We start from the raw sequence: 26,042 nt of genomic DNA, 5'->3' as shown, positions 1-26,042 counted from the left end.
AGGAAAATCAGGCTGTGGGCTTTCAAAACCACCAGCAGACACCGCCGCAGTCCCTCACTGCGGCGGTTGTTTCGCCCCTTAAAAGCACGTTTTTCGGTGTGGCGCTCATCAGCGGTGTGGTCAACATCCTGGCGCTGACGTCGCCCCTGTTCATGCTTCAGGTTTACGACCGGGTGCTGGCCAGCGGCAGTCTGCCGACACTGGTCGGGATCGCCATTCTTGCGCTCGGCCTCTATGGCTTCCAGTGCCTGCTCGACATCATCCGCGCCCGGGTCCTGATCCGTATCGGCGAGGACTTCGACATGCGCTATTCCGGCAAGGTGCATGATGCGGTGGTGCGCCTGCCGCTCGTCAACCGTATGCCGGGGGACGGCCTACAGCCGCTGCGCGATCTCGACAACGTGCGCGGTTTTCTGTCCGGCACGGGGCCCACCGCCTTTTTCGATCTGCCTTGGATGCCGCTCTACCTTGGCATATGTTTTCTGTTTCATTTCTGGATCGGCGTGACGGCTCTTGCCGGTGCCGTTCTGCTTATATCCCTGACCATCTTGACCAATATGTTCTCTCAGAAGCCGATCCGCGACACCATGGTCGAAAACATGGCGCGCAACCGGCAGCTGGAAGCCTCGCGCCGCAACGCCGAAGTCGTGCAGGCCATGGGGCTCGGCGGCCGGCTTGGCAAACGCTGGCAAATCTCCAACGAGGCTTATCTCGCCGCCAACCGCAAGGCGGGCGACGTGGCCGGCGGCCTCGGCAATATCGCAAAATCCCTGCGGATCGTGCTGCAATCGGCCATTTTGGCGGTCGGCGCATGGCTGGTCATTCAGCAGGAGGCCTCAGGCGGCGTGATGATCGCCAGTTCGATCATGATGGGTCGGGCTTTGGCGCCCGTCGATCTTGCCATATCCAACTGGAAGTCCTTCGTTGCCGCCCGCCAGAGCTGGGCGCGGCTGAGGGAGCTTTTTGCGCAGATGCCGGTAACGGCGACCGCAATGGCACTGCCGAAGCCTGAGAGAGAATTGAGAGTCGAAAACGTCACCATCATTCCGCCGGGAGAGAGAAAACCGACCGTCGCGGGCCTTGGTTTCGTCATGACCGCCGGGAATGCGCTCGGTGTCATCGGCCCGTCCGGCTCGGGAAAATCCACCCTTTCGCGCATTCTCACCGGAGCCTGGACGCCCGCCGCCGGCAAGGTGCGGCTTGATGGTGCGAGCTTCGATCAATGGGATCGCGAAGCCCTTGGCCGCCATATCGGTTATCTGCCGCAGGGCGTGGAGCTTTTCGACGGCACGATCGGCGAAAACATTTCCCGTTTCGAGGACAATCCCGACCCCGACGCAATCATTGCCGCTGCGAAAGCCGCCGGTGCGCACGAACTGATCCTGCGCTTCGAAAAGGGGTATGAAAGCGATATAGGTGAGGCCGGTTCCGCGCTTTCGGCAGGACAACGCCAGCGTATCGGTCTCGCGCGTGCGCTTTATGGCGATCCCTTCATCGTCGTGCTGGACGAGCCGAATGCCAATCTCGATGCAGAGGGCGAGGCCGCCGTCGTCAGGGCGATCGCGTCGGTCAAGGCGCGCAACGGTATCGCCATCGTCGTCGCGCATCGGCCCAGCGCGATCGGTGCCGTCGATTTCATTCTGATGATGGAGGAGGGGCGGATGAAGGCCTTCGGTCCGCGCGACGAGGTTCTCTCGAAAGTGCTGCGCACTCCGAATGCTCAAGCGGCGAAAGGTTTCACCGCATCCGCGCACACGGTTTCACCATTGCGTGTCGTCGCGAATACCCAACCTAAGACGGTGGCGGTGGAAGAGAGCGGCGAGGAGAACAGGCAGGAAGGAGACACGGATGTCAAAAATTGACCAGCGCACGCAGGTGTCCCGCTCCATCCGCAAACATCTTCTTGCCGGTCTTGCCGCAAGCGTCGCACTGCTGGCCGGCGTCGGCGGATGGGCAGCGATGACAAATCTTGCTGGCGCGGTCGTGGCGTCCGGTCATCTTGTGGTCGATTCCTATATCAAAAAGGTACAGCACCCCAAGGGTGGCGTCGTCGGTGAAATTCTGGTGAGCGAAGGTGGCAGGGTAAAGGCTGGCGACGTCGTCATGCGTCTCGACGCCACCCAGACCCGCGCTAATCTCGCCATAGTGACCAAGCGGCTGGATGAGCTGAGCGCGCGCATGGCAAGGCTGGAGGCCGAACGGGACGATCTGCCGGAACTCGTTTTTCCACAGACTCTGGTGGCGCGCAAGGACGATCCCGATGTCGCTTCCGCCATGCGTAGCGAAACCAGGCTGTTCGAATTCCGCAAATCCTATCGCGAGGGGCGCAAAGCACAGCTTGTGGAGCGTATCACCCAGTTCGAACATGAAATCGAAGGGTTGAGGGCACAGGAAGTCGCCTACGACAACGGGCTTGCGGTTTTGCAGGCTGAGATCACCTCGCAGAAATCCTTGCGGGAGCAGGGCATCGTGTCCGTGCAGCGGCTGAACAGCCTGCAGACCCAGGCCGCGACATTTGGCGGTGAACGTGGCGAAAAAATCGCCTATCAGGCGCAGACGGCGGGCAGGATCACCGAAACGAAACTGCAGATTCTGCAGATCGATCAGGAACTGCGCACCGAAGTGGGCCGGGAACTGCGCGAGATACAGGCGCAGACAGGTGAATATGTTGAGCGGAAAGTCGCTGCCGAGGACGAGCTGAAGCGCATCGATATCATCGCGCCGCAATCCGGCATGGTGCATGAAATGGCGGTGCATACCGTGGGCGGCGTGGTGACGCCGGCCGACCCGATCATGCTCATCGTGCCTGATGGGGACGAACTGGCACTCGAGGTGCAGATCGTGCCGAAGGATATAGACCAGTTGCAGGTAGGGCAAAAAGCGATGCTGCGGATGACCGCGTTCAACCAGCGTGTCACGCCGGAACTGGAAGGCCATGTCAGTCGCATCGCCGCCGATATCACCACCGATCAGAGGACCGGCCTCTCCTATTATCTGGCGCGGATTTCCATACCGGTTGCCGAGCGGGAAAAGCTGAACACTGCGCCGCTGATGCCGGGCATGCCTGCCGAGGCGTTCATCCAGACCAGCGAGCGCACAGCGCTGTCCTATATCGCCAAGCCGCTGACAGACCAGATCAACCGCGCCTTCCGGGAGGAATAGGTTTGCGACAGGGAGCGGGCTTTTCTGATCGGCAGTCACGACTTGAGATCAAAGCCAGCCCAGCGCTTTCGCTGCGCGGATCGCTTCCGCGCGGCGTTTGCAATCCAGCTTGCGGAACAGGTTTCCGAGATGGAATTTTACCGTCACTTCCGAGATGTTGAGGGTCTGCGCGATCTTCTTGTTAGACATGCCGCTGGCCAGCAATTGCAGCATCTGTGCTTCCCGCTGTGAAAGCCCGCCATGCAGGGCGCGTGCCTGCGGCGAGTTGACCGAGGCGGCGAAAATCGACAGCGCGTTCCGGACATCGGAAGAGGTTTCGATGAAACCGCGGATACGGCGATTGTTCAGAAGCGGCGACAGGAATATGCGCTCCTCCGACAGGACGCCGTTGCAGCCAAGGCGCGTCGCCGATTCAAGTGCGTTGAGGATATGGGCGCGGGCGCCGGCACTGTCACGACGCTGGTGTGCGGCATAGCTCTGCCATATTCTGAGCGCGACCTTTTCGCGGTTGGTGACCTTGGGGTTGGCGATCATTGCATCCATCTGCCGGGCGAGATAGGCGCGCGGCGTGAAAAGATGTACCGCGTCGCGGAGCCAGGCCATCACATAGGCGATTTCGTCGCGCCGCGTGAGCCGGGCAAGGTCCTCATTCGCGCTCTCCACCCAGTTGCGACCCATCGGCATGCGAATTGCCGAGAGCGTCGCTGCCGCATCCGCCCAGCGGTTGGCGTTCTGGTAGGCGATGGCCGTTCTGATCTCCATCATCGCATGGAATTGCAGGCCTTCCGAAAGGTGAATCCACAGGCCGTCGAGAAAGCCCGGACGAACGGTCATCGGAAAATGATCGATCAGCACCTGCGAGGCATAATGCAGGGCAAACTGCATCAGGCTCGGCCATATCTCGGCGGCGGCGAAGTGGTCGAATTCATGCTCGACGAAGTGCAACAGGTCGCGCGGTTTTCCCGCCTCATAGGCAAGGCAGGCTTCCGCCAGCCGCAGCATTCGGAACTCCTGCGCGGCGTCGTGTGGCACCTGTTCCAACCTCGTGCGCGCATCCTGTGCCGCGCGACGGGCCAAGAGCACATCACCGCTCATCAGTCGCAGGACGATCTGGTGCAGATGGATGAAGAATTCGAGCAGCGGCTGCCCGCCCATCTTGCGCAGATAGATAAGCGCGCGGGCGGCGGCGGCCTCGGCCTCGCGAAAATTACGGCGGCGGATTTCGAATTCCAGCAGCGCATTGTAATAGGCCGCCCATTTGCCGTGATCGTCCATGGGGTAATCGGCCATGAATTCCCCGAGGCGCGTTATCACAGCGTCATTGGGGGTCAGGTCCTCGGCAATCATCAGGTTCAGCCGGAAGGTGCGGGCGGCAAAGGAAAAACGCGAACCGCGGGCAAGCACCTTGAGTGGATCGAGATAATCCGAACCGAGGCTCTTGCCAAGCAGATGGCGCACGCGTTGCAATTCGCCCTGTTTCAGCAATGCGCGGGTGACGGCGAAGAGGACTGTTTCATTCGCCGCGATCATGTCCTGCGAAAACCGCATGATGATCTCGCGAAACCTGTCGACGCTGCTTCGGTAGATCAGTTCGCGCCCATGGGCGCGTTCTAGGATTTGCGCGGCGTGGGTCTCATAACCGCGGTCAAGCAACATGGCCATTGCCGCAAGCGCCCGCCCTTCCTTCTCGAATGCGGAAGCGACCTCTACCACTGCCCTGCCAGCCTGTAATGTGGCGAGACGTTCTCCCGCTGCCACGGTCAGAAGCCTTATCAGTGTGTCGTGTTTTTCCGGGTTTGCGATCAGGAAGGGCGGCAGAAGTTCTGCCCATTCAGCGTCGGGTTCTGCCGAGGGATTTTCGAGCCAGAGCGAAAGCGCGACCGTCTGGGCCGGTGACAGATGCGGCAGATAATTTTCCCGCAGATAGTCGACGCATAGTTTTTCGTCGGCGAGGCGAGCGAGAGACAGAAAGGCCGGCCACCCCGCATAATCATCGAGCGCCAGACGCTTCTGTTCTGTTGGAAGGCCCGCAGTCTCATCTTGGCCAAAGGCCAGTTCATTTGCTCCGATCGTCAGCGAACCACGATGCAATATTTGCCGCGCCAGCCCGCTGATACGTTGATCCGGACGGCAGGCGATGACCACGAAACGCACGGTTTCCAGAATAGGGGCGGGCATGCGGACCGCGCGTGCGAAGACCGGCACATCCCATAGCAGCCAGCCGTTTGCCGCCTCATCACTTCTGGGCTGGTGCGTCCGGCATACCTCGGTCCCCAGCTCTTGTGCCAGCAAGTCCATGAGAACGCTTTTCCCGGCGCCCGCCGGCGCGCGCAGAAAGATCACGCCTGCGGTTTCGCTGGCGATACGGCGGCAGAGTGTGGTGCGCGGCAGAAGCGTCATTCAGACAGGGATAGGAGATTTGAATTCAAAAACCTATACTCATTTATCAAAAAACTATACCTTTCTGCGATTGTTCAAAAGGACATGTGATGAAAACTTGTGCTCAGGAAACTGATGCACAAGGAACGGTCCACCGATGCAGCAACATCCGCTGGTCGCGATTTTGAACAGGCTCGGCGCTTTCGTACTGGTCATGATCGCCCTGTCCATCATGATTTTTGCTCTAGCCCGTGTGGTGCCGGGTGATCCCGCGCGCATGGCGCTCGGGCCTGCGGCAACACAGGAACAAGTTGATGCGCTGCGCGGCGAGATGGGTCTCGATAAGCCGCTCGCCGCCCAATACCTCGACTATATCGGCAACGCCCTGCACGGTGACCTGGGCTTCTCGCTGGTTTCCCAGCGCCCCGTCACCACCGATCTGGCCCAGACCGTTCCTGCGACCGTCGAACTGGTTCTGGTCTCAGTCATCTTCATGTTTGCCGTCGCCATCCCGCTCGGCGTCATCACGGCGCATTACCGCGACCGTCCGCTCGACCATATCGGCCGTATCCTCTCGCTCACCGGCGTGACGATCCCGAGCTTTCTGTTTGCCATCACGCTGCAACTGCTGGCCGCTCGCTTTCTCTCCGGGTGGCCGATCATCGGTAGGATCGATCATTCACTTGGCTGGCAGGGTGGCCCGACGGGCTTCATCCTGATCGACGGTACGCTTGCCGGACGGTTCGATGTGGTGCTGGATGCGCTGAAGCACCTTGCGCTGCCGGCCTTTGCGCTCTCCATGGCCGGTATCGGCCAGATCACCCGCATAACGCGTTCCTCGATGATCGAGAACCAGCGCAAGGATCACGTGCTCACCCTGCAAAGCTTCGGCGTGCCGGAGCGGGTCATCATCTTCCGTTATCTGCTGAAGCTTTCCTCCATCGCGCCGCTGACGATCATGGGGCTCGAATTCGCCTCGCTGATCGGCAATGCCTTCGTGATCGAAATGGTCTTCGCCTGGGGCGGATTCGCATCCTACGGGCTGAACGCCATCCTTCAGAAAGACCTCAATGCCGTGACTGCCGTGGTGCTGGTGGCCGGCCTGTTCTTCATCGTTGCGAACCTGATCGTTGATGTCCTGATCTCGATCATCGACCCGCGCCTGCGCCGCAAGGAGGCTCGCTGATGGCTGATATGAAAATGGTCGAACCCACCGATCGGGGCTTAAGCGCCGGTTACATGATGTGGTACCGCTTCAGCCGCAATCCGGCAGCGGTCATCGGTTCGCTGATCCTGTTGTCGGTGCTGGTTCTGGCGATCTTTGCGCCCTGGCTTACACCCTATCCCAAACATATCGGCGCGGTCGTCGATTTCCGTGCCCGCCACATGCCGCCGGATCTGGAGCACTGGTTCGGAACCGACAAGGCCGGACGCGACATCTTTTCCCGCACTGTCTTCGGGCTCAGGGTCTCGCTTCTTCTCGTCATCGGCGTGCTCGGCATCTCGGTCCCGGTCGGCACCGTGCTTGGCCTGGTCGCCGGTTATTTCGGCGGCTGGACCGAGAAAATCATCAGCGGCCTGACGAATGTGATGCTGGCCATGCCGCCCCTCGTCATGGCGCTGGCGGTCTCCAACCTGCTGGAACCCACCTTGATGAACGCCATGATCGCGATCACGCTTCTATGGTGGACCTGGCATGCGCGGCTGATCTATTCGGTGTCGAAATCCATCGCATCCGAGGACTATATCGAAGCGGCACGTCTTGCAGGTGCGGGTCCGCTGCACATTCTCTTTCGCGAAATTCTGCCCAATTGCGTCTCGGTCATATCAGTCAAGACGACGCTGGATGCGGCATTCGTCATCCTCTTTGGCGCGACGCTGAGTTTCCTCGGTTTCGGCGTCAAACCGCCAACTCCCGATCTCGGCTCAATGGTTGCCGATGGGCGCCAGTTCATGCCGGATTTCTGGTGGGAAGTCCTCTGCCCCGGCGCGGCCGTGCTTTACGTGACGCTGGGTTTCAATCTGCTGGGCGATGGCCTGCGTGACATGTTCGACGTGGAAAGCTAAAGCCATGACTGAACCGCTTCTCAAAGTCGAAAACCTCAACGTCACCTTCACCAACTACGGTCGCACGCGCCAAGTGCTGCGCGATGTCGCCTTCACAGTCTCAGCCGGCGAGCGGGTGGCGCTGATCGGCGAAACCGGATCGGGTAAATCGGTCACCGCCAAGGCTATCATCGGCACTTTGCCGAAGAATGCCACTATTGCCTCTGGCGCCATTGTCATCGACGGGCGGGATGTGCTCGCCATGCCGCGAAGGGAACGCGAGGCGCTGAAGGGAACGGCGTTTTCGCTGATCATGCAGGACCCGCTGTCTTCCTTCAATCCGGTCTTCAAGATCGGCACGCATCTCGATGATGTCATGCGCTTTGCCGACAAGCGCAACGGCATCAACTCGTCCAAGACAGAGCGCCGCACCCGTATCGCAGCGGTTCTGCGCCGCGTGCAGCTTGGCGATACCGAGCGGGTCATGAATGCCTATCCGTCCGAGCTTTCGGGCGGCATGCGCCAGCGCGTGTTGATCGGGCTGGCGCTGCTGCATCAGCCGAAGCTCCTCATCGCGGATGAGCCCGGCACGGCGCTCGACGTCACCACGCAGGACGAAATTCTCAATCTCATCAACCAGCTGGTTGCCGAAGAAAATATGGCGCTGCTGATGATCACCCATAATCTCGGTGTCGTACGTAAGGTGGCGGATCGGGTCGTGGTTATGCACCATGGCGACATCGTCGAGACCGGTCCCTGCACGCAAATCCTGCACGCTCCCGCTGCGGACTACACGCGTTCGCTACTGGATGCGGTGCCGCCGCTCTACGGTCCGCGTGTCGCCGATCTGGCGCAGAGCACACGCTCGCCGATCGTTACCATCGAGGGCCTGAACAAGATTTACGGCAGACGCAACGGTTACCACGCCGTGCGCGACGTGAACCTGACGCTGAAGGACGGCGAAATTTTCGGTCTTGCGGGCGAGTCCGGTTCTGGAAAAACCTCGGTCGCCCGGATGATCATGGGACTTTCGCGCCCGACCTCCGGCAATCTTGTCATCGACGCCCCATCTCCCGGGCGTGGCAAGCGGCTGACGCAGATCGTCTATCAAAATCCGGGCACTTCCCTTAATCCGAAGCGCACGGTCAGGCAGACGCTTACCCTACCGTTGAAATCCATCGGTATGGACGGTGAGGCGCGCGAACGCCGGATGCAGGAACTGATGGGGCTGGTGCGATTGCCGCAATCCTATCTCGGTAAATATCCGCATGAACTTTCCGGCGGACAGAAGCAGCGTGTCGCCATTGCCCGTGCACTCGCGGCTGAACCGAAGATCCTCATCCTCGACGAGCCGACGGCGGCGCTTGATGTCTCCGTGCAGAAGACCGTTATCGACCTTCTGCTGCAGCTGCGGGAAGAGCTTGGCCTGACCTATCTGATGATCTCGCACGACCTCTCGCTGATGCGCAATTTCTGTTCGCGCATCGCCATCATGCTGCGTGGCGAGATCGTCGAGGAAGGGGTGACGTCTTCGGTTTTCGCCGAGCCGAAGCATCCCTACACCCGCGCGCTGATCGCGGCGATCCCCGTCGTTACCGACGAGGAAGAGCGCCTGAAACCCACCGTGACAGAGGAAGAGCGTATGCGCTTCCTCGTAAAAACGACCGATTGATAAAAGAGGAGCCTGACGTGTATCGCGTTGGAATTGACGTCGGCGGCACAAATACCGATGCCGTTGTGTTACAGGAAAAGACTGTTCTGGCGGGGGTGAAAGCCTCCACCACCGAAGATGTGACGTCCGGTGTCATCGAAGCCCTTGAAAAGGTGATCGAGGCGTCGGGCATCGACAGGGCACACATCGGTGCCGTGATGATCGGCACCACGCATTTTACCAATGCGGTGATCGAGCGGCGGCATATGGACGAGGTCGCCGCCATCCGGATCGGCCTGCCGTCCGGCGCCGGCCTGCCGCCGATGGTCGACTGGCCGGATGACCTCCGGGAAATCGTTGGTAACCACGGTTATCAGGTCCGCGGCGGATATGAATTCGACGGACGCGAAATCTCAGCCCTCGATGAGGACGAAATCGTCCGCATTGCCGCCGATATCCGCGCAAAGGGCCTGAAGGCCGCGGCCGTCACCTGCGTCTTCAGCGGCATCAATGATGCGATGGAAGTGCGGGCGAAGGATATCCTGCAGGAGCGCTGCCCCGGCCTGCCGGTGGTTATGTCCAAGGATATCGGACGGCATGGTCTGCTCGCCCGCGAAAGTGCTGCGATCATGAATGCCAGCCTTCTTTCGCTTGCGGACCGCACCGTTGCCGCTTTCGGCGAGGCGCTGAAGGCAGCGGGCATAACCTGCCCGTTCTACATCACCCAGAACGACGGCACGCTGATGGCGGCGGATGTGGTGCGCGGCTTCCCTGTGCTCACCTTCGCCTCCGGCCCGACGAATTCCATGCGCGGCGCTGCTTTCCTCACCGGCCTCAAGGATGCCGTGGTCGTGGATGTCGGCGGCACCACCTCCGATGTCGGCTCGCTGTCGCACGGCTTTCCGCGCCAGGCGTCCACGACGGTGGATATTGGTGGCGTGCGCACCAATTTCCGCATGCCGGATGTGTTCTCGATCGGTCTCGGTGGCGGCTCGCTGGTGGTCAATGGCGAACATGGCCTCACCGTTGGCCCGAAATCAGTCGGTTACCGCGTCCGCCGTGAGGCGCTCTGCTTCGGCGGCACGACCCTGACTGCAACCGATATCGCTGTCGCCTCCGGCAAGGCGGACGTGGGCGAGAAGGCTCTGGTTTCCACTCTGGACAAGCGGCTGGTGGATGCCGCAGTCAAAAAGATCAACGACATGCTCGAGTCCTGTGTGGAGCGCAGCCGCATCTCGTCATCACCGGTGCCGGTGATCGCCGTTGGCGGCGGCTCCATTCTCATGCCTGACCGTATCGGTGATCTGGACGTCATCCGCCCCGAGAATTTCGCGGTGGCGAATGCCGTGGGTGCAGCGATCGCGCAGATCAGCGGCGAGACGGACCGCGTCTTCTCGTTGATCGAGGGGCGCACGCGTGAAAGCGCGCTTGCGGAGGCGGAGGCCGAGGCACGCGAAAAGGCGATTGCGGCTGGCGCACTGGCCGAAACGCTGGAAGTCATCGAGCGCGAGGATATGCCGCTTGCCTATCTGCCCGGCAATGCCACCCGCATTCATGTGAAAGTCGTTGGAGAAATGGGAGCCAATCATGGCTGAGACGCGCAAGCTGAAATATGACGAAGCGGCATTGCGTACGCTGACGAGGGAAGATCTCGACGCGCTGGAAATCGGTGCGGGCATTCTCGGCACCGGCGGCGGCGGCAATCCCTATCTGGGCAAGCTGCTTGCACTCGAGGCCATGAAGGCCGGCTACGAGATGAAGATCCTTGCGACAGACGCCATCGAGCCGGACGCGCTTTGCATGTCCATCGGCGGCATTGGCGCCCCCGTTGTCGGCGTGGAGCGCATTCGCGAGGGCCGTGAGGGTCTGCGTTGCCTGCGCGCCATGGAAGAGCTGATCCGCACGCCGGTAGATGCCATCGTCTGCGAGGAAATCGGCGGCTCGAACTCCATGAACCCGCTGGTGACGGCGGCGCTTGGTGGGCTGCCGATCCTCGATTGCGACGGCATGGGCCGGGCTTTCCCAGAGATGCAGATGACGACCTTCTCCATCTACGGCCACAGTTCGACGCCATCGGTGATGTGCGACCTGCACGGCAATGCCGTGATCTTCAGCCACGCCGTTTCCGAAGTCTGGCACGAGCGCATGGCCCGCGCCTGCGTCGTTTCTCAGGGCGGCGGCGCAATGCTGGCGACCGCGCCGATGCAGGCGCACTACGTGCACCAGTATGGTATTCCGAAAACCTACACCAAGGCGATCGCGCTCGGCGAGGCGGTGATCCGTGCCCGCAAGCAGCAGGAAGACCCGATTGCGGCTGTCTGCGCGCTTGAAGGCGGACGGCGCATCTTCAACGGCAAGATCACCGATCTGAAACGCCATCTGCGCGGCGGTTTTGCCGTGGGCGATGTCGAGCTTTCCGGCTTCGACGATTGCTCGGGCCAGATGGCGAGCGTGGCGATCCAGAACGAATTCCTGCTGTTCCGCCGTGACGGCAAGGTGGAAGTGACCGTTCCTGATCTGATCGTCTTGCTCGATGTCGATACCGGTTACCCGATCACCACCGAAGTCCTGCGTTACGGCCAGCGCGTGGCCGTGGTCGCGATCCCCTGCCACGATCTGCTGCGCAGCGCCCGCGCGCTCGAAGTCGTTGGACCGGCGGCTTTCGGTTACCCGGACATTCCTTTCTCACCGCTGCCCGTCCCGGTCGGCAAGGCTGCCTAACCATAAGCGGGGCAAATGACCCGCAATAAAGAGGAGAACGACAATGAAAATGCCAGGAATTCCTTCCCGCCTTGCCGTGCTTGCGCTCGGCACGGCAATCGCGTTGCCGCTTGTTTCTTCCGCTGCTTTTGCGGAGGACAAGGTTTCGGTCGCGGTCAACACGATGCAGATATTCAGCTCGCTCGACCCGGCGAAAGTGACTGACTATACCGGCTACATGGCCATCGTGAACATGTATGACGGCCTGACCACGGTGAATGCCAAGGGCGAAATCGTGCCGCATCTGGCAAAGTCCTGGGATATTTCTGAAGACGGCCTGACCTATACCTTCCATCTGCGCGACGATGCGAAGTTCCAGGATGGCACGGCGGTGAAGGCTGCCGATCTCGTCTGGTCGGTGCAGCGCCTGCTCGGCATCAACAAGGGGCCGTCGAACCTCATCGTCGGCGTGCTGAAGCCCGAAAACGTCAGCGCGCCTGATGATGCGACGCTCGTCATGAAGATCGAGCGTCAGTTTTCGCCCTTCATGGCCTCCACGCCGCTGATGATGGCGTTGAACAAGACGTTGATCGAAGCCAATGCCAAGCCCGAAGACAAGTGGGGCGAGGCCTATGTGGGCGAACATTCCGCCGGTTCCGGCCCATACAAGCTCGTCAGCTACAACCGTTCTGCCGATATGGTCATTGCCCGCAATGCGGACTATTTCCTTGGCTGGACCAAGGGCAAGCCGATCGACGAAGTACGCTTCGTCCAGACGAGCGACGACGCTACCGTCAAGGCGCTGGCTGAAAAGGGCGAACTTGGCCTTTCCTCGCACGGCCTTGGCAACGACACCTATGAATCCATCGGCCGGATGAAGGGTTACAAGCTCATCCAGACCCGCACCGCCGGCGGTTTCGTCATCAAGCTCAACACCAAGGTTTACCCGACCGACGACGTTCACGTTCGTCGCGCCATTGCCTATGCGACGGATTACAAGACGATCCAGGAAGTGATTTATCCCGGTTTCGACATGCAGGGGCCGCTATCCGACGCTTTCAAGGACGCGCATAACGGCGATATTCAGCCCGGCGTCTACGATCTGGAAAAGGCGAAGGAAGAACTGGCGAAGTCGAAATATGCCGGCCAGAAAATCACGCTGGTCAACAGCTATGTCGCTTCGCTGGCCTTCGAGGCGGAAGTGGCGCTGCTTTTGCAATCCAGCCTCGAGCAAATCGGTATTACGCTCGATATCAAGCCAGAGCCTTGGAACCGTATCGTCGAGCTTTCCTCCAAGCCTGAAACGACGCCTGCGTCGACGCAGGTGAATATCTCGCCGACCTATCCATCTCCGGATGCGATGTTCTACAACCAGTATCACTCCAAGGCATCAGGCACATGGATGTCGATGGAATGGCTGCAGAACGCGGAAATCGACGGGCTGATCGACAAGGTCCGTGCCACGACCGATACCAGCGAACAGAACGCAACCTACAAGGAACTGCAGACCAAGATCGCCGGTCTTCAACCGGATGTGTGGGCGGTTGCGCCGAACCGCCGTTATGCGGCGAACAAGTGCCTTCAGGGTTACGAGTTCATTCCCATGCAGAGCTGGGACCTGAACTTCTCCAACTTCCATTGGGACTGCAAGGCGGAGTGATCTCCGTCCCATGAAAAGCGGTCCCGCCGCAGGGCGGGGCCGATGAGACTTGGAACGATAAAGGGAAGGAGCATCGCTTGCGCCGGAAAGGCTGCGGCATGCCCGAGGATGACGCATGATCCAGGAATTTTCCGAAGATGACATCGAACCTCTTGCCACCGGCGCCTGGATTCTGGGAACGGGCGGTGGAGGCAATCCCTATATCTCGACGCTCAATCTGCGCCGTCTTTATGCCGAAGGCAGACGGGTGAAGGTCATGGACCCCATGGCGCTTGCTGATGACGACATGGTTGCGGTCGTCTCCAAGATGGGTGCACCGCTTGTTGGTCAGGAACGGCTGGGAGACCCCGTTCATCTTGCCCGCGCGGTCGAGGTCATGGAGGATTATCTCGGCAAGCCTTTCCGGGCGATCATGAGCGTGGAAATCGGCGGTTCGAATGCGTTATCGTCCTTCCTCGCCGCCGCCATGCTCGACCGGCCCGTCGTCAATGCCGATGCCATGGGACGTGCTTATCCCGAAGCGCAGATGACCTCATTCGCCATCGGCAACCTGCCGATGTTTCCGCTGTCGCTCGTCGATGTACGCGACAATGAGGTGATCGTGACGCGCGCTGCATCGTGGAAATGGATGGAGCGCATCTCGCGCAAGGTCTGCACCGAAGTTGGTTCCACCGCCGCCACCTGCAAGGCGCCGCGCACCGGCAAGGAAGTGAAGGAATGGGGCATTCATTACACCGTCACAAAGGCGACCGAACTCGGGCGCGCGGTGATGGAGGCGCGTGCACGCCATGATGACCCGGTTCAGGCGGTTCTCAACCATGAGGGTGGCAAACAGCTGTTCCGCGGCAAGGTGGTGGATGTCGCCCGCGAGACCACCGGTGGCTTTCTGCGCGGCAGTACGACCATTGAAGGCATCGACGCCGATCGCGGCTCACGCATGAAACTTGCCTTCCAGAACGAGTGGGCGGTCGCCTTCCGCGACGGCCAGCCGGTCGCCATGACGCCGGATTTGATCTGCCTTCTCGACACTGTTTCGGGCAGCGCCATCGGCACGGAATCGGTGCGCTATGGCCAGCGTGTCACGGTTATCGCCCTGCCGGCGCCGGAACTCTTGACGACGCCTGCCGGCATTGCTGCCGTTGGCCCGCGTGCCTTCGGTTATGACATTGATTTCAGATCGGTATTCCCATGAAACGCATCGGTATTGACGTTGGCGGCACCAATACGGATGCCGTTCTGATCGATGGAGACGCCATCGTTGCCTCGATCAAGGTTCCGACCACGCAGGATGTCCTGTCCGGCGTGAAGGCGGCCCTCGCTCACGTGTCTGGCCATGTCGGCGCGGCAGATCGCCCGATCGGTGCGGTCATGATCGGCACCACCCATTTCACCAATGCTGTCGTGGAGCGCGCCCGGCTGGAGCGAGTTGCGGCCATCCGCATAGCGCTGCCGACCGGTTCTTCACTGCCGCCCATGTGCGACTGGCCGAAGGATCTCTACGAGGCCGTCGATCCGCTGATCTTCATGGTTCATGGTGGCCATGAATACGATGGCAGTCCGCTGGTGCCGATGATCCCGGATGAAATCCGTGAAGCGGCGATGAAAATCCGCGATGCAGGCATTACCTCGATCGCCATTTCGGCAACCTTCTCGCCGCTGACCACGGAGTGCGAGGTGAGGGCGGCAGAGATTGTCCGTTCGGTGATCCCCGACGCACGCATCACGCTTTCCCATACGCTGGGCCGTATCGGGCTTCTGGAGCGCGAAAACGTTGCACTTCTGAATGCCGCTTTGCAGACCCTTGGCAGGACCACGGTACAGGCATTTTCGGATGCGCTGCGCGAAGCAGGTGTAAAGGCGCCGTTTTATCTTACACAGAATGACGGCACCGTGGCGCTTGCGGACGTAGCTGCCGCAAACCCCGTGCACAGCTTCGCTTCCGGCCCGACCAATTCCATGCGTGGTGCGGCTTTTCTCACCGGGCTTTCCGATGCCATGGTGGTGGATGTCGGCGGCACCACCTCCGATATTGGTTGCCTTGTCGGTGGTTTTCCGCGTGAGGCAAATAATATCGTCCATATTGGCGGGGTCCGCACCCTGTTCCGCATGCCCGATCTTCTACCTGTAGCACTGGGCGGCGGCACCATTGTCGACCCGCAGACAGGCAAGATCGGCCCGCGCTCGGTTGGGTATCGCATCCTGACCGAAGCCCGCGTTTTCGGCGGCGAGACACTGACGGCATCGGATATCGCCGTTGCGGCAGGCCTGATTGAGATGGGCGACAGGGATCGTGTGAAGGGCCTCGATCCGGCATTCGTGCAGGCGACGCTCGGCCGTATCCGCGACATGGTGGCCGACAGTTTCGACCAGATGAAGACATCAGCCGAAGACGTGCCGCTGGTTGCGGTCGGCGGCGGCGCATTCCTGATACCGGAGCAGGTGCCGGGCGCATCCGAGGTGCTGCGTGTGGAAAATGCAGGCGTTGCCAATGCGCTCGGCGCAGCGATGGCGCAGGTGTCCGGTGAGGTGGATCAGGTCTTTTCCGGGTTGAGCCGCGACGAAGCCCTTGCGAAAGCCGAGACCGAAGCGCAGAACGCAGCGGTCGCTTCGGGAGCGGAGCGCGCGAGCCTCAAGACGCTTGAGGTGGAGGATATTCCCATCGCCTATCTGCCTGGCGGCGCTCGCAGGGTCCGCGTGCGTGTTATCGGCGATATCGCCTTTCATTGATGGTAAGAGGCCCTGCCTGCGGCGGGGCAACAGTGGAGTGAGGATATGACGAAGATCGCACTGGCCATTCACGGTGGGTGCGGGGTTATGCCGGAAGACAGCATGACTCCGGAGGAATGGGAAGCGGCGCGCCACGATCTGGCGGCGGCACTGCGCGCCGGTTATGGTGTGCTCAAGGCTGGCGGAACTGCGCTGGAAGCGGTTGAGGCGGCAGTCGTCGTTATGGAGGACAGCCCGCATTTCAACGCAGGCCATGGGGCGGCACTCAACGAGAATGGCATTCATGAACTCGACGCGTCGATCATGGATGGCAAGACCCTTGCGGCAGGCGCAATCAGCGCCTCCCGCGCCATCCGCAACCCGGTGAAGGCGGCCCGGGCGCTGATGGAGGATGAACGCGCAGTCTATCTCACCGGTGAAGCGGCTGACCGGTTTGCGCAGGAGAAGGGGCTTGCCACGGAGCCTCAATCCTATTTCACCACTCAAAAGCGTGTCGAGGCGCTGGCGGCCATGAAGGCCCATGCCACCGCAGGTACGGAAGCGACGGAAAACGAAAAACACGGAACCGTCGGTGCCGTGGCACTTGATGCGGCTGGGCATCTCGCAGCCGCGACATCCACCGGCGGCTACACCAACAAGCCTGACGGCCGGGTGGGTGACAGCCCTGTGATCGGGGCGGGCACCTATGCACGCGACGGCGCCTGCGCCGTTTCCGGCACCGGCAAGGGTGAATTTTTCATCCGTTACGTCGTCGGCCATGAGATCGCGTCCCGTGTCGCCTATCTCGGGCAGGATCTGGAAACCGCCGCCGGCAACCTCGTCCACAAGGATCTGGCGCCCTACGATATCGGTGCGGGTCTTGTCGCCATCGATGCCGAAGGTGGCATTGCCGCACCCTATAATACGCCCGGCATGTTCCGCGGGTGGGTGACCCCATCAGGAGAGGCCCGTGTTGCCACCCACGACAGGGTCTACGACGTGGAATTGTAACCGGCGACCGACCGGGCCGAATGACAATGCTAAAAAAAACCGGTGACATGAAGGCCTATCGGCGGCAAAAGGTCTGAACCGAAACTGGCTCGTCATTTCATCCCATGGTGCTGGCCTCATGAATATCAAGCAGCTCGAAGTCCTTCGCACGCTTCTTTCCACCGGCTCGACCATCGCCACCGCCAAGGCCATGGGGCTAAGCCAGTCCGGTATCAGCCGGCTTCTGGCTCAGCTCGAGGCGGACCTGTCGCTGACGCTGTTTGCCCGTGACAAGGGGCGGCTGATCCCGACGCCGGAGGCAGCGCTTCTCGCGCGTGACGCGGAAAATGTGCTGCTTGCTGTCGACCGCATGTCTGGCCACGCCGAAGATCTGCGCAATGGTGCCGCCGGTCCGGAAATCGTCCGCATCGGCCTGCCGAGCAGCATGTGGGAGAACTTCGCGCCCGCCATGCTGATCGACTATGTCAGGGATTTCCCCGGCGTGCGCATCGAGACTTTCTTTGAAACGACCACCGCCATCAACAGGCTGGTTGGCGAGCGGGTGATCGACCTCGGTTTCCTGCGCATGGAAGGTGAGATTGGACCGGGCATTGATGTCGAGCGTGTCGCCACCGGCAAAAGCGTCTGCGTGGTCCGTCAGGATCACCCTTTAGCCGAGCTTACCGAGATAACGGTGAAGGACCTGCGCAACATTCCGCTCATTCTGATCGGCCGGCAGCGGCCGAACCGAATGGCGCTCGAGCAGGTCTTCAAGAAAGCGGGCGTCAAGCCGATGGTGAAGATCGAGACCCACACCAACAGTTCCGCATGTGCCTATGTCGCGCATGGTCTGGGCGTTACGATCATCAGCAGTTTTTATGCTAACCTCTACAGGCACCTTCCCGTCGTGGCGCTGCCCTTCATTCCGCAATCAACGCAGGAGTTCGGTCTTGCCCGGGCCTCGGGCGCACCGCTGTCCATCGCGGCGCAGGCACTCAGCGACGCGTTGAAGCAGCAAATCCAGCTTTCGCAAAAAATCGACTGAAAACAGGGTTTTTCGCGAGAAATCTCATTGTCCCTATCAGGATGAAACGTGCCACCATTCTGCATAGGCATATGACGTTTATGCATAATATTGCGCGTTATTTATCAATCCGTCATAGTCATCCGCAACGAAACCGATAGAGGCGGGAGCACGTTCCCGGCCATCAATCGTGGGGAACCGATGATAAGATTCATACTGAGCCGTCTTTTGATGGCGCTGCCGACGATCGCCTTTGTGTCGATCACGGTCTTTGCGCTCATCCGCTTCATTCCGGGTGATCCGGCCGCCCTGATGCTGGGCGACATGGCGCAACCGGAACAGATCGAGGCGATGAGAACAGAGCTTGGTCTCGACAAGTCCATGCCGCAACAGTTCGTCATCTGGGCGGGCAATGTGGTGCAGGGCGATTTCGGCCGGTCCATCGTCAACGACGAGGCAGTATTGCCGCTGGTCGTGTCGCGGTTCCTCGTCAGTGCTGAGATCGTCGTCGTCGCCGTTCTTCTCGCCAGCCTGATTGCGGTTCCGGCAGGTGTGATCGCCGCCTGGAAACAGAACAGCCTGACCGATCTTGCATTGGTTGGAACGGCAACCCTGCTTTTGTCCATACCGACATTTTGGCTCGGGCTTCTGCTTCTGCTGTTCTTCGGTCTAAAGCTCGGCTGGCTGCCGGTGCTGGGATACGTGTCGATCAGCGACAATCTCGTTGGCGGCATGCTCTATCTCGTCCTGCCTGTCATGACGCTGGTGATCCACGAAATGGGTGTTCTGATCCGCATGGCTCGCGCCTCCACGCTTGAAGTGCTGCGGCTGGATTACATTACCCATGCCCGCGCCAAGGGACTTTCGGAGAGCGCCGTCCTCTGGCGGCACGCCTTCAAGAATGCCTTTGGTCCGACATGGACGATGATCGGCCTCATCCTCGGCAATCTTCTCGGCGGCATCGCCGTCATCGAGACGGTCTTTACCATTCCGGGGCTCGGGCGGCTGATGGTCGACAGTATCTTTGCGCGTGACTACCCCGTCATACAGGGCTGCCTGCTGTTCGTTTCCCTGTCCTACGTGCTGGTCAATCTCTTCGTCGACCTTCTTTATCCCCTCTTCGATCCGCGTGTGGTTGCCGAATGAAAAAGTTCACACTCAACGGGCTTATCGGCGGCGTTCTCATCGGCCTCCTGCTCATCACCGCCATTACCGGCCTGTTATGGACGCCCTATGATCCGATGAAGCTCGGTTTCGCCTCGCGGCTGGCCGCGCCCGGTCCCAGCCATCTTCTCGGCACCGACGAATTCGGGCGCGATGTTCTCAGCCGCCTGATGGTCGGCGCGCGTGCCAGCGTCTGGATCGGCTTCCTGACGGTCAGCTTCGCGACGATCTGCGGCACTCTGATCGGTCTTGTCAGCGGTTATGCGCGCGGCTGGATTGATGGCGTCATCATGGCCATCAACAATGCGCTTCTCGCTTTTCCCGGCATTCTCCTGGCGCTTGGCCTTCTCGCGGTCTTTGGTGCCAACCAGTACGGCATCATCTTTGCGCTCGGCATCGCCTACACGCCATCCATGGCCCGCGTGGTGCGTGGCGCGGTATTGTCGCTGCGTGAGCGCGAGTTCATCGAGGCATCGCTGGTGATGGGCAATGGCGAGATCTACACCATGTTCCGCCACATCCTGCCCAATTGCATCGCGCCGATCACGGTGCTTGCCACATCCATGTTCGGCTGGGCAATCCTCTCGGAAAGCGCACTGTCCTTCCTGGGCCTTGGCGTGCCACCGCCGGCCCCCACCTGGGGCAACATGCTGGCCGCTGGCCGGCCCTTCATCCAGCAGGCCGTCTGGCTCGGGCTTTTCCCCGGTCTCTGCATCGCGCTGACACTGCTCGGCATCAATCTTCTGGGCGATGCCCTTCGCGACAGGCTTGACCCGCGCATGAGAGGTCTCAAATGACGGACAATACTCTTCTTACCGTGCGCGGCCTTTCGCTGGAGGTCGCGGGAAGCGGCCACCGGGTAGTCAAGGATGTTTCCTTCGATATTGCGCCTGGCGAAATCTTCGGCATCGTCGGCGAAAGCGGATCGGGAAAGACGCTGGCCACCCGCGCACTCATCTCGCTTCTGCCCCCGGCAATCGCCGTCACCGGTGGATCGGTCATCTACAAGGGAAGGGACGTGATGTCCCTGCCGGCAAGGGAACTTCGCCGCCTGCGCGGCGCGGAAATCGGCGTCGTTTTCCAGGAGCCGATGACCTCTCTCAATCCGTCGATGACGATTGGCCGGCAGTTGGAAGAAGGCCTGATCCTTCACACCAAGTTATCGCCGGAAGAGCGCCGCGAGAAAATTCTCGAGATGCTGAGACGGGTCGGTATCCGCGATCCCGAAGGGGCGCTTGCTGCCTATCCGCATGAGTTTTCCGGTGGCATGCGCCAGCGCATCATGCTGGCCTCGGTCATGCTCCTGAAACCGGCGCTGCTGATCGCCGACGAGCCGACGACGGCGCTCGATGCCGTCATCCAGCGCGACGTCATGGAGCTGATGGTCGAACTGACACGGGCGGAGGGAACAGCCGTCCTTCTCATCAGCCATGACCTGCCGATGGTGGCCCGCTATACGAGCCGTATCGTGGTTATGGAGAAGGGCGCGATTGTCGAACAGGGTCGCACCGAAGACCTGCTCGATGCGCCGCAGCATCCCTATACGAAAAAGCTGCTTTCCTCTTTGCCCTTCCGGGGCGAGCCGCGTGTCGTCGACACCAGCAAGGCGCCGATGATTTCAGCCCGAAACATTGTTGTCGATTATGCCGGACGCAAGTCACTGCTGAAGAAAGCCAAGCCGAAGCGGGCGCTGCATGGGGTCAGCATCGATATTCACGAGGGTGAAGTCGTGGCACTGGTCGGTGGCTCCGGCTCCGGCAAGACCACGCTTGGCCGCACCATTGCCGGTCTCGTGAAGGAAAGCGAAGGGCAGATCCAGTTTCAGGGGCGGGAACGCAACGAGGACTGGAACGACTATCGCCTGAATTGCCAGATGGTGTTTCAGGATCCCTATTCCTCGCTCGATCCGCGAATGACCATTCAGGCGCTGGTGGAGGAGGCGTTGCGTCTCGTCCCCGGCCTGGATCATGCCGCCAAGCGCAAGCGGGCGCTGGAAACGCTGGAAGAGGTGGGGCTTGGCGCAGACTATGCCAGCCGTTATCCGCACGAGCTTTCCGGCGGCCAACGCCAGCGCGTGGCGATTGCCCGTGCCATTGCCCGCCGTCCGCGGTTCCTGATCGCCGACGAACCGGTTTCCGCCCTTGACGTGACGGTGCGGGCGCAGGTGCTCGATCTCTTTTCCGATCTGCAGAAACGTTACGGATTTTCCTGCCTGTTCATCAGCCACGATCTCGGCGTGGTCGAACAGGTGGCCGACCGTGTCGTCGTCATGCAGGACGGCCGTATCATCGAAGAGGGCGACCGCGACACGATTTTCGACAGCCCGAGAGAGGCCTACACACGCCGGCTCCTCTCGGCCATTCCCGCCCTCGACCAGAATGAAAAGGGCGGTGTGACACTCAAATGGCGTCTGGAAGAAGAAGTTTAACAGGAACATGACAATGACTGTGGCTGCCCAACTGAATGCTATCTGTGATGCACAGCCTTTTGTGACGCGCTTCATGGTGCGCAATCTCCTGTCCGGCGAAGAGATCGGACGGGGAGAAAACGAGGAGACCCCATCGGGCAGCACCCGCAAGACGTCGATCATGATGGCAGTGCTCAAGGCGGCCAGCGAAGGGCGGCTCGATCTCGACCAGCCCGTCACCTATGAGAAGAGGCTGGCGGAAGAGGTGGCCAGCGGCATGTTCCGCTATCTGACACCGGGCATCGTCATTTCCCTGCGCGATGCGCTCGCCGGCATGATGGTGCTGAGCGACAATGTCTGCACCAAGATGGTGCTGGAGCGGCTGACGCTTGAGGAGGTGGACAGCTATTGCAAGACGCTCGGCATGGCCAATACCCACCACCGTTTCCTCATTCCGCCGTTGGCGCTGGCGGCCGATCATCCGCTGAAGACCGTCACGACCACCTCGGCGGCGGACCAGGTGCTGCTGCTTCAGACCATTCTCCATGCCCAGTCCTCGCCAGAGGCGCAGGCAAAGCTCGGCTGCAGCCCGCAATTGTGCGGCTGGGCAATGCAGACGCTGAAAAACCAGATATTGCGCTACGGAATCCGCTCCCGCCTGCCGTTCGAGGCTGTGGTGGCGAGCAAGAGCGGACGCGGCAAGCGCGGGCGTATGGACGCCGGCATCGTCTACAGAAACGGCGCGCCGTCTTTCATCATCACCGCCTATACCGATGAAGTGCCGCAGGTGATGCCTGACGGCACGCCGGGATACACCATCGCGCTAGAAACGATCGGCCGGCTGGCGCAGGCCTGCTGGGACGGCTTTCAACAATGATAATCAACGACAACAAAGAGGGTAGAACAGTGAACAAACTTCTTCTCGCAGGCGTGGCCCTGCTCGTAACAGCCAATATCGCGGCGGCTCGCGACATTACCATCGCGCAGAGCTCCGATCTGCGCAGCAGCAATCCCGGCGTCAATCGTGACGGCAATACGGACGGGGTGATCCTGCACATCGTCGAAGGCCTCGTCGGTTACAACAATGGCGGCGAAGTAAAGCCGCTGCTTGCCGAGAGCTTCGAGGTTTCGCCAGATGGCCTCACCTATACGTTCAAGCTGCGCGCGGATGTAAAATTCCATAACGGCAAGCCGCTCACCGCAGAAGATGTCGTCTGGAACTGGACGCGCTATCTGAAGCCCGAAACCAAATGGGCTTGCCTGAATGATTTCGTGGAAGGCGGTGCCGCGCATGTCACCGGCGTCAAGGCCACGGACGCCTCCACGGTTCAGATTAAGCTTGAAAAGCCGTCAGCCGTTTTCCTCGGCCTGATGTCGCGGCCCGAATGCGGTTATACCGGCATGATCTCGCCGGAATCTGTTGCCGCTGACGGCAGCTTCGTCAAGCCCATCGGCACCGGTCCGTTCCAGTGGAACGAATGGAAGAAGGGTGAATATATCCGCCTCGCCAAATTCGCGGATTATGTTTCGCCTGTGAACGACGGCAAGCCGGATGGCATGGTCGGCTCCAAGCGGCCGCTGGCCGACGGCATCAAGTTCATGGTTATTCCGGACGCCTCGACCGTGAAGGCGGGCCTCGAATCCGGCGTGCTCGACACCGCCGAGATTTCTCCCGATCTCATTCCGGAGTTCAAGACGAATGAGAAGATGCAGCTCATTGTTGCCCGCAACAACGGCAAGAACCTTTTCTATATTCAGACCCGCGACAAGGTGCTGAGCAATCCAGGCGTGCGCCGCGCCATGGCGATGGCGCTTGATCTCGATGAACTGGTCGCCGCCGCATCGAACGGTACGGGCGAAGCAAACGGCTCGATGGTTTCGCAGGACTCGGTCTATTTCGATGAGACCCAGAAGAAGCGTCCGGCCTATGACATCGAGGCAGCCAAGAAGGAACTGGAGGCAGCCGGTTACAAGGGCGAGCCGATCTCTATCATCGCCAACAAGCGCGGCAATGTGCCGAGTTTTCCGGCAGCCGTCATGGCGCAGGCCATGATGCAGCAGGCGGGTCTGAACGTACAGATCGAGGTGCTGGACTATGCCACGCAGGTGGATCGTCGCCGTTCCGGCAATTATCAGGTGATCTCCCAGTCTGTCGCGCCGCGTCTCGATCCGGCCCTGATGTATGCATTCTACGTCGGTAACAAGGACAAGAACGCCTCCCTGATGTGGGATGATCCGAAGGCGATCGAGCTGATGAAGGCTGCCTATGTCGAGGCCGACCAGGCGAAGCGCCAGAAAATTTTCGACGAGTTCCACGAACTGATGCTGAAGGAAATGCCCGGCATCTTCCTTTACGACATGGTCGATGTCTGGGGCGCGACCAAGAAGCTCAAGGGTCAGCCGGTCTGGCAGTCGAACGCCCGCCTCTGGGAAGTCTCGGTCGACAACTGATCCAATATTGCCCGCGCCGGAAGCAAAGCCCGGCGCGGGCATTTTCCATCATGACCGTAATGATTTGGCGGCCCCCCGCCGAAGCGTTTGCGTGCGCCCTTAAAGGGCAGGAATGCGAGGACAAGCCATGAACCGTGAAGCCGTGATGTCGATTGCCGCCGAAATCGAGTCAATGAAGCCACATTTCACCACTTTGAGCGACAGCATCTGGGATTTTGCCGAACTCAAATTCGAGGAGAGGCAATCTGCCGGGGTTCTAGCAAACGCGCTTGAGGAGAACGGCTTTGTGGTCCGCCGCGGTGTAGCTGGCATGGACACGGCCTTCATCGGTGAATTCGGCCACGGCAAGCCGGTTATTGCCTTCCTCGGTGAATTTGACGCGCTTGCTGGCATGAGCCAGATGGCCGGCGTGGCCGAGGCAAAACCGCTTCAACCCGACGCCTCCGGCCATGGCTGCGGCCACAATCTGCTCGGCGTCGGCTCGCTGATGGCCGCTATCGCACTTGCCCGGCATCTGAAAGCCAACAACCTGCCCGGCACGGTGCGTTATTATGGCTGCCCCGGCGAAGAGGGCGGTTCCGGCAAGACTTTCATGGTGCGTGCCGGTCTTTTTGACGATGTCGATGCGGCTTTGACATGGCATCCCGCGCCCTTCAACGGCGTGCGCTCCACCAACAATCTCGCGGTGCTGGAATATTTTTATCGTTTCAAGGGCGTTGCTTCCCATGCCTCCAACGCCGCCCATCTTGGTCGCTCGGCGCTCGATGCCGTTGAACTGATGAATGTCGGCGTCAATTTCCTGCGCGAACACATGCCGCAGGATTGCCGGGTGCATTATGCGATCACCGATGCCGGCGGCAAAGCGGCAAATGTGGTGCAGGCAAAGGCCGAAGTGCTCTATCTGATCCGCGCACCTGAAATGCGCCAGGCGCTCGATCTGGCAGCCCGTGTGGACAAGGTCGCGCGTGGTGCGGCCATGATGACCGAAACAGAGGTGGAGATCGTCTTCGATACCGCCTCCACCAATCTCCTGCCCAACATCACGCTCGAAACGGCGATGCATGAAAACATGGTGGCGCTTGGACCCATAGCCTTCGACGAGGCCGATCAGGCCTTCGCCAAGGTCATTCAGGACACGTTCACGGAAGAGGCGATCAAAAGCAGCATCCGGCTCTACCAGATCAAGGGCGACGTCTTTTCCAACGGGAAGATCGACGGGTCGACGCCGCTGCATCTCGGCCTGCGCGATTTCGAGGGGCAGTCGCATTTTCGTGCCGGATCGACCGATGTCGGTGATGTCAGCTGGGTAACGCCGACAGCGCAATGCTGGACGCCCGCATGGGCAATCGGGACCAATCCGCATACATGGCAGGTGGTGGCGCAGGGCAAAAGCCCGGCCGCCCACAAAGCCATGGCACACGCCGCCAAGACGCTCGCATCGACGGGTCTTTCGCTGATGACCTCGCCCGAGCTGCTTGAAAGTGTCAAAAAAGAATGGCTGGAGAAAACCGAGGGCAGTGATTATGTCTGCCCCATTCCGGCGGATGTGATGCCCGGTTTTCACGATTAAGACGTGGCGCGTCTTTCGCGCCCGTCCCACTCTTCCATTTGTCCGTGATGTTTTATCGCAGGCAGCCCAGCGACTTCCGCGAAAGTGCTCAGCAGGCGCATGAGCCCCCTCCGCCCACGCCAGGGTGAAGGG

General features: G+C 60.6%; 19 protein-coding genes. 18 read left to right on the top strand and 1 reads right to left on the bottom strand.

Features of this window, described 5'->3' with window-relative positions; translation table 11 throughout:
* Nucleotides 1-14 precede the first annotated feature (14 nt).
* Nucleotides 15-1,862: a type I secretion system permease/ATPase gene (locus G6L97_RS16430; RefSeq protein ID WP_076845562.1), complete on the top strand. Its 1,848-nt coding sequence runs from the start codon at nt 15-17 to the stop codon at nt 1,860-1,862.
* On the top strand, nt 1,849-3,162 hold the full coding sequence (locus G6L97_RS16425; RefSeq protein WP_174003455.1) for an HlyD family type I secretion periplasmic adaptor subunit: 1,314 nt from the start codon (nt 1,849-1,851) through the stop codon (nt 3,160-3,162). The genes G6L97_RS16430 and G6L97_RS16425 overlap by 14 nt, the downstream gene beginning before the upstream one ends.
* Nucleotides 3,163-3,210: 48 nt before the next feature.
* On the opposite strand, the gene G6L97_RS16420 is transcribed toward G6L97_RS16425, so the two are convergent.
* Nucleotides 3,211-5,562 carry a helix-turn-helix transcriptional regulator gene (locus tag G6L97_RS16420; RefSeq protein WP_162695661.1) on the bottom strand — a complete coding sequence of 784 codons (2,352 nt, stop codon included), beginning with the start codon at nt 5,560-5,562 and terminating at the stop codon, nt 3,211-3,213.
* A gap of 136 nt (nt 5,563-5,698) precedes the next feature.
* Between G6L97_RS16420 and G6L97_RS16415 the strand changes: the two genes are divergently transcribed.
* From G6L97_RS16415 to G6L97_RS16340, 16 genes are all read left to right on the top strand, one after another.
* On the top strand, nt 5,699-6,727 hold the full coding sequence (locus tag G6L97_RS16415) for an ABC transporter permease (RefSeq protein ID WP_003511023.1): 1,029 nt from the start codon (nt 5,699-5,701) through the stop codon (nt 6,725-6,727).
* Entirely contained in the window at nt 6,727-7,608 is an 882-nt protein-coding gene (locus G6L97_RS16410; RefSeq protein WP_025595598.1) for an ABC transporter permease, read from the top strand. Before G6L97_RS16415 ends, G6L97_RS16410 begins: the two co-directional genes overlap by 1 nt.
* A 4-nt stretch (nt 7,609-7,612) precedes the next feature.
* Nucleotides 7,613-9,259 carry an ATP-binding cassette domain-containing protein gene (locus G6L97_RS16405; protein ID WP_112401899.1) on the top strand — a complete coding sequence of 549 codons (1,647 nt, stop codon included), beginning with the start codon at nt 7,613-7,615 and terminating at the stop codon, nt 9,257-9,259.
* 17 nt (nt 9,260-9,276) lie between these two features.
* Nucleotides 9,277-10,833 (top strand): hydantoinase/oxoprolinase N-terminal domain-containing protein, encoded by a 1,557-nt coding sequence (locus G6L97_RS16400; RefSeq protein WP_025595602.1) that lies wholly within the window; start codon nt 9,277-9,279, stop codon nt 10,831-10,833.
* Nucleotides 10,826-11,959, top strand: coding sequence for a DUF917 domain-containing protein (locus G6L97_RS16395; protein ID WP_003511016.1), 1,134 nt, complete (start codon nt 10,826-10,828; stop codon nt 11,957-11,959). Before G6L97_RS16400 ends, G6L97_RS16395 begins: the two co-directional genes overlap by 8 nt.
* 43 nt (nt 11,960-12,002) lie before the next feature.
* Nucleotides 12,003-13,598: an ABC transporter substrate-binding protein gene (locus G6L97_RS16390; RefSeq protein ID WP_076845565.1), complete on the top strand. Its 1,596-nt coding sequence runs from the start codon at nt 12,003-12,005 to the stop codon at nt 13,596-13,598.
* Nucleotides 13,599-13,713: 115 nt separating this feature from the next.
* Entirely contained in the window at nt 13,714-14,790 is a 1,077-nt protein-coding gene (locus G6L97_RS16385) for a DUF917 domain-containing protein (protein ID WP_013761621.1), read from the top strand.
* Nucleotides 14,787-16,325 (top strand): hydantoinase/oxoprolinase N-terminal domain-containing protein, encoded by a 1,539-nt coding sequence (locus G6L97_RS16380; protein WP_174003453.1) that lies wholly within the window; start codon nt 14,787-14,789, stop codon nt 16,323-16,325. The genes G6L97_RS16385 and G6L97_RS16380 overlap by 4 nt, the downstream gene beginning before the upstream one ends.
* A gap of 45 nt (nt 16,326-16,370) precedes the next feature.
* Entirely contained in the window at nt 16,371-17,315 is a 945-nt protein-coding gene (locus tag G6L97_RS16375; protein ID WP_013761619.1) for an isoaspartyl peptidase/L-asparaginase family protein, read from the top strand.
* A gap of 118 nt (nt 17,316-17,433) precedes the next feature.
* Nucleotides 17,434-18,339 (top strand): LysR family transcriptional regulator, encoded by a 906-nt coding sequence (locus G6L97_RS16370; protein WP_003511007.1) that lies wholly within the window; start codon nt 17,434-17,436, stop codon nt 18,337-18,339.
* A 180-nt stretch (nt 18,340-18,519) separates the two neighbouring features.
* The gene (locus G6L97_RS16365; protein ID WP_003511005.1) at nt 18,520-19,464 is read left to right on the top strand and encodes an ABC transporter permease; all 945 of its coding nucleotides are present in this window, start codon (nt 18,520-18,522) and stop codon (nt 19,462-19,464) included.
* Nucleotides 19,461-20,279 carry an ABC transporter permease gene (locus G6L97_RS16360; protein WP_060642302.1) on the top strand — a complete coding sequence of 273 codons (819 nt, stop codon included), beginning with the start codon at nt 19,461-19,463 and terminating at the stop codon, nt 20,277-20,279. The genes G6L97_RS16365 and G6L97_RS16360 overlap by 4 nt, the downstream gene beginning before the upstream one ends.
* The gene (locus tag G6L97_RS16355) at nt 20,276-21,910 is read left to right on the top strand and encodes an ABC transporter ATP-binding protein (RefSeq protein WP_174003450.1); all 1,635 of its coding nucleotides are present in this window, start codon (nt 20,276-20,278) and stop codon (nt 21,908-21,910) included. The genes G6L97_RS16360 and G6L97_RS16355 overlap by 4 nt, the downstream gene beginning before the upstream one ends.
* 13 nt (nt 21,911-21,923) lie before the next feature.
* A complete protein-coding gene (locus G6L97_RS16350; RefSeq protein ID WP_174003447.1) occupies nt 21,924-22,766 on the top strand; it encodes a serine hydrolase in 843 nt (280 codons plus the stop codon).
* A gap of 29 nt (nt 22,767-22,795) precedes the next feature.
* On the top strand, nt 22,796-24,340 hold the full coding sequence (locus tag G6L97_RS16345) for an ABC transporter substrate-binding protein (protein ID WP_174003445.1): 1,545 nt from the start codon (nt 22,796-22,798) through the stop codon (nt 24,338-24,340).
* Nucleotides 24,341-24,467: 127 nt separating this feature from the next.
* A complete protein-coding gene (locus G6L97_RS16340; RefSeq protein WP_003510996.1) occupies nt 24,468-25,910 on the top strand; it encodes a M20 family metallopeptidase in 1,443 nt (480 codons plus the stop codon).
* Nucleotides 25,911-26,042 lie beyond the last annotated feature (132 nt).

Source organism: Agrobacterium tumefaciens (assembly GCF_013318015.2).
GTDB lineage: Bacteria > Pseudomonadota > Alphaproteobacteria > Rhizobiales > Rhizobiaceae > Agrobacterium > Agrobacterium tumefaciens.
Note: the sequence above shows the minus strand (reverse complement) of the source record. Positions and strands in the feature narration are given on the sequence as shown.